At 64.5% G+C, this 12,361-nt stretch carries 7 protein-coding genes and 1 pseudogene; 2 read left to right on the top strand and 6 right to left on the bottom strand.

Features of this window, described 5'->3' with window-relative positions; genetic code table 11:
• Positions 1 to 93: 93 nt before the first annotated feature.
• Positions 94 to 3,351 (bottom strand): efflux RND transporter permease subunit, encoded by a 3,258-nt coding sequence (locus H8B02_RS38520; protein ID WP_229170965.1) that lies wholly within the window; start codon positions 3,349 to 3,351, stop codon positions 94 to 96.
• Positions 3,352 to 3,407: 56 nt separating this feature from the next.
• The gene (locus H8B02_RS38515; protein ID WP_229170964.1) at positions 3,408 to 4,607 is read right to left on the bottom strand and encodes an efflux RND transporter periplasmic adaptor subunit; all 1,200 of its coding nucleotides are present in this window, start codon (positions 4,605 to 4,607) and stop codon (positions 3,408 to 3,410) included.
• 391 nt (positions 4,608 to 4,998) lie between these two features.
• Between H8B02_RS38515 and H8B02_RS38510 the strand changes: the two genes are divergently transcribed.
• Both H8B02_RS38510 and H8B02_RS38505 read left to right on the top strand, forming a co-directional pair.
• On the top strand, positions 4,999 to 5,673 hold the full coding sequence (locus H8B02_RS38510; RefSeq protein ID WP_092125557.1) for a response regulator: 675 nt from the start codon (positions 4,999 to 5,001) through the stop codon (positions 5,671 to 5,673).
• A 2-nt stretch (positions 5,674 to 5,675) separates the two neighbouring features.
• A pseudogene (locus H8B02_RS38505) lies at positions 5,676 to 7,009 on the top strand (sensor histidine kinase).
• A gap of 43 nt (positions 7,010 to 7,052) precedes the next feature.
• Here H8B02_RS38505 and H8B02_RS38500 read toward each other — a convergent pair.
• The 4 genes from H8B02_RS38500 to moaA all read right to left on the bottom strand — a co-directional run bounded on the left by H8B02_RS38500 (position 7,053) and on the right by moaA (position 12,004).
• Positions 7,053 to 8,357 (bottom strand): M20/M25/M40 family metallo-hydrolase, encoded by a 1,305-nt coding sequence (locus tag H8B02_RS38500; protein WP_229170966.1) that lies wholly within the window; start codon positions 8,355 to 8,357, stop codon positions 7,053 to 7,055.
• A 122-nt stretch (positions 8,358 to 8,479) separates the two neighbouring features.
• The gene (locus H8B02_RS38495) at positions 8,480 to 10,084 is read right to left on the bottom strand and encodes a TRAP transporter large permease (protein ID WP_229170963.1); all 1,605 of its coding nucleotides are present in this window, start codon (positions 10,082 to 10,084) and stop codon (positions 8,480 to 8,482) included.
• Entirely contained in the window at positions 10,081 to 10,620 is a 540-nt protein-coding gene (locus H8B02_RS38490) for a TRAP transporter small permease subunit (RefSeq protein WP_092127299.1), read from the bottom strand. The genes H8B02_RS38495 and H8B02_RS38490 overlap by 4 nt, the downstream gene beginning before the upstream one ends.
• A gap of 349 nt (positions 10,621 to 10,969) precedes the next feature.
• Positions 10,970 to 12,004 carry a GTP 3',8-cyclase MoaA gene (gene moaA / locus H8B02_RS38485; RefSeq protein ID WP_050400281.1) on the bottom strand — a complete coding sequence of 345 codons (1,035 nt, stop codon included), beginning with the start codon at positions 12,002 to 12,004 and terminating at the stop codon, positions 10,970 to 10,972.
• Positions 12,005 to 12,361: the final 357 nt, after the last annotated feature.

The following is a 12,361-nucleotide window of genomic DNA, read 5'->3' as shown; positions in this document are numbered from 1 at the left end:
AACAGCCCGGCGGCGCCACGCCAAGCGCCGGACGCAGCGCGCGCCTTCCGCGCCGCGCGAGCGCGGTAACAATCCTTGCGGCGATCTCGGACATCAGGCGCCCCCTTCATGCGCCGCTTCGGGCGGTGCCGTGGCAGTCGCCTGGTCGGGAGAGGCGACAGGCTCGCGCGACAGGAAGATCTTGCGCAGCGCAGGCGCCACGATCAGCAGCAGCAGCGGGCCGATGAACATGCCGCCGACCACCACGGTCGCGAGTGGCCGCTGCACCTGGCTGCCGATGCCATGCGACAGCGCGGCGGGGAACAGGCCGACGCCCGCGGACAGCGCGGTCATCAGCATCGGCCGCATGCGCTGCTCGGCGCCGTTGAACACCGCCTCCGCGATGCTCATGCCCGAGGCTCGCAATTCGCGGAAATAGGTGATGTTGAGGATGCCGTCCATGACGGCGACGCCGAACAGCGAGATGAAGCCGATCGCGGCCGAGATCGAGAAATCGAGCCCGGCGAGATACAGCGCGATCAGGCCGCCGCCGACCGCGAACGGAATGCCGGCCAGCGCCAGCAGGCTGTCGCGCAGCGAGTTGAACAGGCTGTAGAGCAGCACGAAGATCAAGAGCAGCGTCACCGGCACCACGATCATCAGGCGCGCCTTGGCGGCTTCGAGATTGTCGAATTCGCCGGACCAGATCATGCGGTAACCGGTCGGAAGCTGCACGGCCTCGGCGACGCGCGTCTGCGCTTCCGCCACCGTGCTGCCGAGATCGCGGCCCCGCACGCTGAACTTGATCGGGATGTAGCGCTGGCTGCGCTCGCGGTAGATGAACGACGCGCCGGTATCGAGCGAGATGTCGGCAAGCTCGCTCAAGGGGATGTAGGCGTTGGTGCCGGATGGCGTCTGGTAGGCGACCTTGATCTCGCGCACCTCATCGATGCTCTGGCGGAACTTCGGATCGAGCCGCACCACCACGCCGAACTGCCGGTCGCCCTCCAGCACCGTCGTCGCGCTGGTGCCGCCGAGCGCGGCCTGGACCACGGTCGTCACGTCGCCGGTATTGAGACCGTAGCGCGCGGTCTTCTCGCGGTTCACCTTGATATTGAGGTTGGGCTGCCCGACCAGGTGGAAGATGCCGAGATCGGCGACGCCGCGGATCTTGGCCATCTCCTGCGCGACCTTGGTCGCGAGCTGTTCGAGCACGGCGAGGTTGGGACCGATGATCTTGACCGAGTTCGCGCCCTTGACGCCCGACAGCGCCTCCTCGACGTTGTCCTGGATGTATTGCGAGAAGTTGAAGGTGACGCCGGGCAGTTCCTCGTCGAACTCCCTTTGCAGTTCCTCGGTCAGCTTCTCCTTGGTCAGGCCGGGCGGCCACTGGTCGAACGGCTTGATCGGCGCGAACAGCTCGACATTGGAGAATGGAGAGGCGTCGCTGCCATTGTCGGGGCGGCCATGCTGCGACACCACCGTGATGATCTCGGGGTGACGCAACAGGATCTCGCGCATCTTGCGGGTCGGCTCGGTGCCTGCGTCGAGCGACATGGTCGGCGGCATCGAGGCGCGGATCCAGAAATTGCCTTCCTCGAGCGCGGGCAGGAATTCGCTGCCGAGCCGGCTTGCGGCAAGGCCGCTCAGTCCGAGGAAGATGATGCCGGCTGCGACCGCGACCCTCAGATGCGTCAGCGACCAGCGCAGCACCGGCGTGTACGCCTTGCGCAGCGAGCGCACGATGATGGTTTCGGTTTCCTCGATATGCCGCGGCAGCAGCAGCGATGCCAGCACGGGCGTCACGGTGAATGTCGCCAGCAGCGCGCCGGCGAGTGCGTAGCCGTAGGTTCGCGCCATCGGTCCGAAGATCTGGCCTTCGACGCCCTGCATGGTGAACAGCGGTACGAACGCGGTGACCGTGATGGCCGCGGTGAAGAACACCGCCTTGTCGACCTGCAATGCGCTGACGAAGATCATGCGCAGTCGCTCGGTCCAGCCCGGCGCGGGCTGGCCGTTGCGCGTCGTGGGATCGCCACCCCAGTAGCCCTCGGCGAGGTTTTGCAGCACCCGGAGCCGGTTCTCCGGACTGGACTGGAAGTTGCGGAAGATGTTCTCCATCATGATGACGGCGGAATCGACGATGATCCCGAAGTCGACGGCGCCGAGCGACAGCAGATTGGCGTCCTCGCCCTGCAGCACCAGGATGATGATCGCGAAGAACAGCGCGAACGGGATGTTGGCGCTGACGATCAGCGCGCTGCGCAGATCGCCGAGGAAGACCCACTGGATCACGAACACCAGCAGGCAGCCGAACATCAAATTGTGCAGCACGGTGTGGGTCGTGACGCTGACCAGCGAGGTGCGGTCGTAATAGGGGACCACCTTGACGCCGGGAGGCAGGGTGCCGTCGCTGTTGATCTTGGCGACTTCCTCCTCGACCTTCGGCACGATGTCGTTGGTGTGCTGCGTGCGTCCCATCACGACGATCGCCGCGGCGACGTCGTCGTTCCTGTCCTTGCCGGCGATGCCGAGCCGCGGCACATAGCCGACCGAAACCTTGGCGACGTCCTTGATCTGGATCGGCAGTCCGTTGGATTGGGTCAGGACGACGTTCTCGATGTCGCGGACCCGGTAGCCCCTGGTGATATCGTCATCGCCGCCTGAGTTGATCAGGCCGATGCCGCGGATGTTGACGGATTGCTGGCCGATCGCGATTTCGCGGCCACCGACATTGATGTTCGCGTTGCCGAGCGCGCTGATCAGCTGCGGCACGGTGATGTTGTAGGCTTCGAGCTTGGCGAGATCGGCGTCGACATTGAACTGCTTGGTGGTGCCGCCCCAGGCATTGATCTGCACCACGCCCGGTATCGTCGTCAGCCGGCGGGCGACGACGTAATCCTGCAAGGTCCTGAGATTGGTCAGGCCGAAATTCGGCGGACCGACGAGCTGATAGCGGTAGATCTCGCCAACCAGACTGGATTGCTGGATCTGCGGGATCTGATTGCCGGGGAGCTGGACGTTCTGCGTGAGGTTGTTGGTGGCCTGCGACAGCGCGAAGTAATAATCGACGCCGTATTTGAAGGTGACCCGCACGAACGACAGGCCGTAGAACGAGGTCGAGCGGATGTTGACTACGCCCGGCGTCGAGTACAGCCCGACCTCCATCGGGATCGTATAGTATTTTTCCATCTCCTCGGCGGAGAGGCCGGCGGCCTGGGCCGTGATCTCTAGGATGACGGGCGCCGGGTTCGGATAGGCCTCGATGTTCAACTTGGTGAACGCAGCGAATCCGGCGGCGCAGAACACGGCGAGGCCGAGCACGATGACGGCGCTTCGGGTCAGACCGAATTGAAGGAGGCTCTTGATCAAGGTGCTGCACTTACTCTTGAGCGGACGAGGGCGCGGTCAGCGTTGCGGCTGGCGCGCTAGCCGGTGGCCGCGTTGGCGAACTTGTTGCTGAGGAAGATCGCGCCGGTGGAGGCGACCTTCTCGCCGGCTGCGAGGCCGTTGAGGATTTGCCGCCAGCCGTCCTGCTCCATGCCGATCGTCACCGTGCGGCGGTCGAACTTGCGGCCGTCGGTCGTGACCCACACCGTCATCGTGCCGTCGCCCTCGCGCACGATGGCGTCCAGCGGAACGCTTACCGACAGCTTTGGCGGTTCGGTTTCGATGGTGAAGCTCGCCAGCATGCCGGCGCGCAGCTTGTGCTGGGGATCGTCGATCACCGAGCGAACCAGCTGGCGGTGCGAGTTCGGATCGATGTTGAGGCCGAGTGTCGTCACGCGGCCGCGAAACACTTCGTTCGGGTAGGCCGGCACCCGGACCTCTACCGGTTGGCCGATCCGGTAGGAGGGAGCATCGGTCTCGATCACATTGGCGACCATCCACATTGTCGAGATGTCGGCCAGCGAATAGGGCGCCGGTGCATTGCCGGGCTGCACAAAGAGTCCCGGCGCGGCATTGCGGGCAATGATTCGGCCGGAGATCGGGCTCGGCACCACCAGGATGGAATCGACCTTGCGGTCGGCGACGATGCGGTCGATCTCGGCGTCGGTCTTGCCGAAGATGCGCACCGCGTCGCGCGCGGCCTTGTAATTGCCCTCGGCGGTCTGCTGGTCCGACGTCGCCTGGTCGACGTCCTTTTGCGCGCCGCCGCCGGTCTTCAGCAATTGCCTGACCCGGGCCAGCGTCCTGGTCTGCAGTTCGAGCACGCCGGCCGCGGCGAGCAGCGACGACTCGGCCTGCAGCAGATCGGGGCTGTCGATCGTGAACAGCCTGTCGCCCTTCGCAACCTCGTCACCGACATTGAGCGGCGTGTCGACGATCCTGCCGGGATTTGAGGTAAACGCCTGCACCAGCATGTTCTGATTGAAGTCGATCGAGCCGACCGCGTTCTTCAGGGTCCGGAACGAACGCTGCTCAGCGGCCATGATCTTCAGGGAAGCCGCCTGCTTGTCGCTCAGCGCGACGTATTGCAGCTCGACGTTGACGTCCTGCGGCGCGGTCTCCTGCGCGGCCTTGGCGTTCACGACACCATCGGCGCGCGTCGCGAGCCACGCGCCGGCGAGAAGCGCCGCCAGCACCGGCATCGCCGCAAAGCCCATATGCTTCATTCGAAATGACATCGCCCGCCGCCAATACTGGATGAAAGTCCCGCGCGAGAGACGAGGTCCTGCCGCATGGTGGGCCATCGTCGATCTCCCGGTGAGAGCAGATGAACGATTATCAGGGCTAGCTGACGCCAGCCTTACATTTGCCCGTTTTCAAGAGCGCGCCCGGCGCGCGAATTTGGTTGCGGCGGAGGCCGGTTTATCTATTTTGCGTGGGGACAGGAGCGGTCGCGCGTAGCCAAAATCTAGCGCGGTTAGCGGCAATCCGGGCGTTGTGCTTAAATGCGTATCGTTTGCACATCGGGATTGCTCAACGCGCGATCTGTTGCGGAATTGTCGCTTGGCTGGCGCATCGCAACAAGGTGTGCAATCGGAAGACCGATCGAATGAAAACGGGACTGCTGCGATGCGCCTTCTGATCGTCGAGGACAATCTCGAGCTCTCGCGGCTGCTCGCGAGCGGGCTGGTGGCGGCGGGATATGAGTCCGATATCGTCAACAGCGTTGCCGAGGCGCGTGATGCGCTGCGCAGCGTCACCTATGCTGCCATGATCCTCGATCTCGGTCTGCCTGACGGTGATGGCCTGTCGGTGCTGTCGGAGCTGCGCCGCAAGACCGACCCGCTGCCGGTCCTGGTGTTGACCGCGCGCAACGGCCTGCAGGATCGGGTCAACGGTCTGCGCAGCGGTGCGGACGATTATCTGGCGAAGCCGTTCGCGCTGGAAGAGCTGGTGGCGCGGCTCGAAGCCATCCTGCGCCGGCCCGGCCAGCTGCTCGGCTCATCGCTGAAGCTCGCCAATCTGGTCTATGACACCGAGAGCAAGCAGGTGTTCGTCGACGGTGCTCCGCACGTTTTCTCCGCGCGTGAAACGTCGGTGCTCGAGATCCTGCTGCGGCGTCAGGGGCGCGTGGTGCCGAAGAAGAATGTCGAGGACCACATCTTCGGTCTGTCGGGCGAGGTCGCCTCGAATGCGGTCGAGGTCTACGTGTCGCGGCTGCGCAAGCTGCTCACCGAGCATCGCGCCAAGGTCATCATCCACACCATTCGCGGCGTCGGCTATCTGATGGCGGAGGAGAAATAGGGGTGTTCCGCTTCACGTCGCTGACCTCCCGGATCGTGTTCCTGCACATCGTGGCGGTCGCGGTCGCCGCGATCTTCCTGCCACTGCTGCTGCTGTGGTTGCTGAACTCGGAGATCAACCAGCTGCATCGCGAAGCGATGCGCGATCAGGCCGCCGATCTCGGCCAGAACCTCGTGGTCGATTCCGCCGGCAAGGTACAGCTCAATTTGCCGGACAGCCTGAGGGGGCTCTATTCCGACGCCTATGGGCGCTATCGCTACGACATCTACGATGCGGACGACAATCTGCTGTTTTCGTCGCATCGCGGCGCGCGCGACTGCCGGCCTTGGCCGACCGGATCTCCGGCGCCAGCGCCACCAAGCTCGTCGGTGGCCAGACACTGCGCATCCAGGTCGCCGAGGACCTGTCGCATCGCGACGTCATCATCGATGACATCGTTTCCAACTTCTTCCGGCGGGTCGGCTGGATCACGATCCCGATCCTCCTGATCCTGCTGGCGACCGACATCCTGATCTTCCGCCGCGCCGTGATTCCGCTGTTGCGGGCTTCGGAGGAGGCCAGGAGTATCGGGCCGGCCAGGACCGACATCCGTCTGCCGACGGAGGGGATTCCGAGCGAAATCCTGCCGCTGGTGACCGCCGTCAATCAGGCCTTCGATCGTCTGGAGGACGGGTTTCACGTGCAGCGCCAGTTCACCGCCGATGCCGCGCACCAGCTGCGTACTCCGCTCGCGATCCTGAGGACCCGGATCGAGACACTGGATGTGGGCAAGGGAACCAAGGAGCTGCATGCCGACATCGAGAGCATGAGCCGTATCGTCAGCCAGCTGCTCGAGATCGCCGAGCTTGATACGCTGGTGCTGGACCCCGGCGAAACCGCGGATCTGCGCGCCGTGTGCGCCGAGGTGGTCGGCTCGATCGCGCCCTATGCGCTGGCGCAGCAGAAGGACATCGCGCTGCGCGGCACCGACGGTCCGGTGCGGGTCAAGGGCAATGCCGAGATGCTGCAGCGCGCGATCTTCAATCTGGCGGAGAACGCCATCAAGTACACGGCAGACGCGACCTCGGTCGATGTCGAGGTGCACGAGGACGGTTCGGTGCAGGTGCGCGACTGCGGGCCAGGGATTGCGCCGGCCGAGCAGGGCCTGGTGTTCCAGCGCTTCTGGCGCGGCGATCGTCAGCGCCAGCGCACGGACGGGGCGGGGCTCGGGCTCTCGATCGTCCGCGGCGTCGTCGACGATCACGACGCGACGATCAAGGTCGAGAACCTGCCGTCGGGCGGTGCCCAGTTTACGCTGAGCTTCCGCCTCGCCAAGGCAGAGCCGGCGACCGCGTGAGAGGCTCGGCCTGCGGCAGCTGTCGTGCCGCGGGCCGGCCGGCTTACTTCAGCTGGCCGTCGGACAGGTCCATGATGATGCGCGTGGTCAAATACAGGCGCGGCACGATGCTGTTGATCTGCACGTACTCGGCATCGTTGGAGTGCGCGCCGAAACCCGAGAGGCCCATGCCTTCAACCACGGCTCCCTTGGTCTTGAGGGCGGCAAACGCAGCGTCGGTGCCGCCGCCCGTGGCCCGCTCGGCCACGTTCAGGGGCATACCGAGGTCCTGATAGATCGTCTTGCCGTGGCCGGCCACGCGGCGCGAGGCGTCGTTGGCTTCGAGCGGCGGGCGGCGCACCTCGAACTTCACGTCCACCTTGGAGTCGGGCAGCAGGCGGTTCTGGATCTTGTCCTGCAAGGCCTTTTCGAGCTCGTCGAAGTCGGACACCTTGAGCGCACGCGCATCGGCCTGCGCGGTGGCTTCGGCGGGGATCACGTTGCGGTTGGTGCCGGACTTGGAAACCGTCCAGTTCAGCTTCAGGCCCTGCTCGGGCTTCGACAGGTCCTTCATCTGCAGCAGCTGGTGTGACAGCTCATAGAGCGCATTCACGCCGCCTTCAGGCCTGGCGCCCGCATGCGACGACTTGCCGTGCACCGTGAGGTAGGCCGAGCCGATGCCGCTGGTGGCGAGGCGGAGCGTGCCGCTGGCGTCGCTGCCTTCGAACGAGAACACGGCATCCTGCTCCGCGGCGATGCGGGTGATGGTGCTGCGCCAGCCGGGCGAAGAGATCTCCTCGTCGCCATTGATGAGCACCGTGAGGGTGCCGTAATCCTTGAAGTTCAGCTTCTGCAGCAGCGCCACGCTGTGGATGATGGTGGCGATGCCCTGCTTGTCGTCGGCGATGCCGAGGCCGTAAGCCTTGTCGCCATCGACGCGAAAGGGCTGATCCTTCAGCATGCCCTTGAGATACACCGTGTCCATATGCGCGATGAGCATGATTTTCGCGCTGCCCGTGCCCTTGAAGACGGCCTGCACGGCAGGGCCGATCTTCTCCGGCGTGTCGTCCAGCCGGTAGATGTCGGTGGTTTGCAGGATGTCCACCGTGCCGCCGAGTTGTTTGAGCTGGCCGGCGATGCGCGCGGCGATCTGGTTGAGGCCTTCGATGTCCTTGCTGCCGGATTCGATCTGCACGAGGTCGCGCAGGGTATCGAGCAGCGGCTGCTGCTCCTGTTGCGCCAGTGCGCGAATGTCGGCCGCCGGCGCCGCATGCGCTGTGGCAGCGGCAAACGCCAGGCTGAGGGATGCCAGGCCGAGGGATGCGATGAGCGGGCGAACGAACGAGCGGGCGGGATGCGATTGGGGCATGGCGGCGGTCTGTGAGTTGGAGGGCGATCCGTATCCCCGCGTCTTCACAGGACTCGATGCCGCCGTCAACGGGTCCAGCGTGCCCCGCTTCCGCCGGGGCACGCTGAAGAAGCTGGGGCCGGCTACTGCTTCGGTTGCCCGAAATCGAGCGGCGGCAGTTCGATCTGCGGCACCTCGATCTTGACCTTGTTGAGGTCGACATCGAGCGGCTTGTCGAGCAGTCCGGTGACGACGACCGGGAATGCGATCACCAGCGCCACCATGATCGCCTGCAGCCCGATCCAGGGCATAGCGCCCCAATAGATGTCGGAGCTCTTCACTTCCTTCGGCGCCACGCCGCGCAGATAGAACAGCGCGAAGCCGAACGGCGGATGCAGGAACGAGGTCTGCATGTTGACGCAGAGCATCACGCCGAACCAGATCAGCGCCGCGTCGGGGCCGACCACCGGCGCCAGCACCTTCTGCGCGATCGGCGCGATCATCGGCAGGATGATGAAGGCGATCTCGAAGAAGTCGAGGAAGAACGCCAGGAAGAAGATGAAGAGGTTGATGAAGATCAGGAAGCCCCAGACGCCGCCGGGCAGCGAGGTCAGAAGGTGCTCGAGCCAGACGCCGCCGGAGACGCCGAGGAACACCACCGAGAAGCAGGTCGAGCCGATCAGGATGAAGGTGACCATGCAGGTGATGCGCATGGTGGTCTCGTAGCCCTGCTTGATCAGGTCGCGCAGGTCCGGAATCTTGACGGCCTCGAGGCATATCCAGACCACCGCGAGATAGGTGATCGCGAAGGCGAGCCTGAAGATCAGGTTCTCGCTGTAGAGCATCGCGATGATGGTGCCGATACCGCCTGCGATCACGCCGACGATCAGCACCTTGCGGCCGGTCGCGCTGAAATCCTTGTGGTGGATCGCGGCGAGCACGATGGCGCCGACCGCGCCCATGGCGCCTGCTTCCGTCGGGGTCGCAAGGCCCATCATCATGGTGCCGAGCACGACGAAGATCAGCACCGCGGAGGGGATGATGCCGAGCAGGCACTTCTTCCACAGCGCCCAGCCGGTCAGTGTGCGCGCATCGATCGGCACCGCGGGCACATGGCTCGGCTTGAAGATGCCGAGCAGGAAGGTGTAGCCGGCGAACAGCAGGATCTGGAACACCGACGGGCCCCAGGCGCCGAGATACATGTCGCCGACCGATTTGCCGAGCTGGTCGGCGAGCACGATCAGGACGAGAGAGGGAGGGACAAGTTGCGTGATGGTGCCGGAGGCCGCGAGCACGCCCGTGATGTAGCGGATATTGTAGCCGTAGCGGATCATCACCGGCATCGAGATCAGCGCCATGGCGATCACCTGCGCCGCCACCGTGCCGGTGATGGCGCCGAGGATGAAGCCGACGATGATCACGGAATAGCCGAGGCCGCCGCGGATCGGGCCGAACAGCTGGCCCATCGAATCCAGCATGTCCTCGGCGAGCCCGCATCTCTCCAATATCGCGCCCATGAAGGTGAAGAACGGGATCGCGAGCAGGAGCTCGTTGGACAGCACGCTGCCGAAGATGCGGCCCGGGATCGCCTGCAGGAAGTTGAGGTCGAAGAAGCCGAGATAGATCGAGAGAAACCCGAACGACAGGCCGACCGCGGCGAGCGTGAACGCCACCGGATAGCCGATCAGCATTGCAATGATCAGGCCGCCGAACATCAGTGGCGGCATCATCTCCAGCGTAATCGTCATTGCGTCGGCCTCTCGTACTTCGCGTCGATCGTCACATAGCCTTGCAGCGCGGCGATCCGCTTGATCACCTCGGAGACGCCCTGTAACGCAAGCATCACGAAGCCGGACGGGATAACGAACTTGATCGGCCAGCGCAGCAGGCCGCCGGCATTGCCGCTCATCTCGCCGACCGCATAGGCCTGGTGGAAGAACGGCCAGGACAGATAGGCGAGCAGCAGACAGGAGGGGATCAGGAAGAACAGGGTGCCGATCAAGTCGAGCCAGAGCTGGCCGCGTTCGGACAGCATCAGATAGAGGATCTCGACGCGGACATGCTCATTGCGCTTGAAGGTGTAGGAGGCGCCGAACATCACGAGGATCGCAAACATGTACCACTGCGCCTCGAGCCAGCCGTTCGAGGAGTAGCTGAACGCGTAGCGGATCATGGCATTGCCGGCACTGACCAGGCAGGCGAGCAGGACGAGGAGGTTGCAGACGTATCCGATCTTCTCGTTCAGTCGGTCGATGGCCTGACTGAGTGCCAACAATGGGCGCATCACGATCTCCACGGCCGCGCGATCTGCGCGCCGAATATCTTTTCAAGCATCATCTGGCCGCCGCACGCAGACGCACGGAGCCACGGCTCACCTTCAGGAGCAGTTGCAAACGTTCATCCTCCCCCGAAATCCGCTTCCGCCGTTGTTAGGTGCTCTTGGCTACCGGATCGTCGGCGGTAGCCGACAGGGGGCAGCGGCCTATCCGGCCAGGCGAGCGTGAAAGCCGGGGCACCAAATCAGCGCCGTTGAACGCCGTCAATCGGAAAATGGGCAAATTGACGGCGCGGCAAATCGTTGTCCCGCCTTGGTAATCGGGGGACGGCGCAGGGCGTCGGCAGCGGGCTTTGAACTAGCCGCCGGTGACGCTCATGTGGCGGCTGACGCTCGGGCGATTGTGGCGGCGGTCGATGATGAAATCGTGCCCCTTCGGCTTCAGCCCGATCGCCCGGTCGATAGCCGCCGACAGCAGATCGTTGTCGTCGGAGGCGCGCAGCGGCCGGCGCAGGTCGGAGGCGTCCTCGTGGCCGAGGCAGGTGTGCAGCGTGCCGGTGCAGGTGATCCGCACCCGGTTGCAGGATTCGCAGAAATTGTGGGTCATCGGCGTGATGAAGCCGAGCTTGCCGCCGGTCTCGGCGACCCGGACATAGCGGGCAGGGCCGCCGGTGTCGTCGGCAAGATCGGTCAGCGTATAGTGCTTCTCGAGCCGCGCGCGCAGCAGCGACAGCGGAACGTACTGATCGATGCGGCCCTCGCCGATGTCGCCCATCGGCATCACCTCGATCAAGGTCAGGCCCATCCCCTTGCCATGCGCCCATTCCATCAGCGCGGGAATCTCGTCCTCGTTCATGTTCTTCAGCGCGACCGCGTTGATCTTGACCGCAAGCCCGGCCGATCGCGCCGCCTCGATACCCGAGAGCACCTTGTCGATGTCGCCCCAGCGGGTGATGGCCCGGAACTTTACGGGGTCGAGCGTGTCGAGCGAGACGTTGACGCGGCGCACGCCGCAATCGGCCAGCTCCTGTGCGAAGCGTGCGAGCTGCGAACCGTTGGTGGTCAGCGTCAATTCGTCGAGCGCGCCGGTCGAAAGGTGGCGCGACAGCGAACGCACCAGGCCCATCACATTGCGGCGGACCAGCGGCTCGCCGCCGGTGAGGCGGATCTTGCGCACGCCCTTGGCGACGAAGGCCGAGCACAGGCGGTCGAGTTCTTCCAGCGTCAGCAGATCGGCCTTCGGCAGGAAGGTCATGTCTTCCGACATGCAGTAGAAGCAGCGCAGGTCGCAGCGGTCGGTCACGGAGACGCGCAGGTAACGGATCGTCCGGCCGAACGGATCGGTCATCGGACGAAACAGCGTGTCGGAATGCGCCTGCGTGGATCCGTTCATTCAACCCAAGCCTTCAATCCATGCCTTTAAGCCAAGCCTTCAAGGCCAGACCTTAACTCAAGACCTCAACTCAAGTCTTGAAATGTGTCCCTGCGTGCGGAGCCGAGCCCGGCTCCAAGCCCACAATCTATGCACGTTGCGCGCCGTCACAATGCGTCCCTAAGGATGATCCGCAACATGCAACGCTGATCGCGCGCGATAGGTGAGACAGATCGCGCGATGCATAATCGCAATCGCCGATGTGTCTCCACGAAATGCAAAAACCCGGCTTTGGGCCGGGCTCTTGTGCAGTGCAATCTCGATCAGACGCGCGCAGCGTTGCGCGTCAGCGTGTCGGCGCGGCGGCCGGCGGCGGCG

Source organism: Bradyrhizobium altum, assembly GCF_020889705.1.
GTDB classification, from domain to species: domain Bacteria; phylum Pseudomonadota; class Alphaproteobacteria; order Rhizobiales; family Xanthobacteraceae; genus Bradyrhizobium; species Bradyrhizobium altum.
Note: the sequence above shows the minus strand (reverse complement) of the source record. Positions and strands in the feature narration are given on the sequence as shown.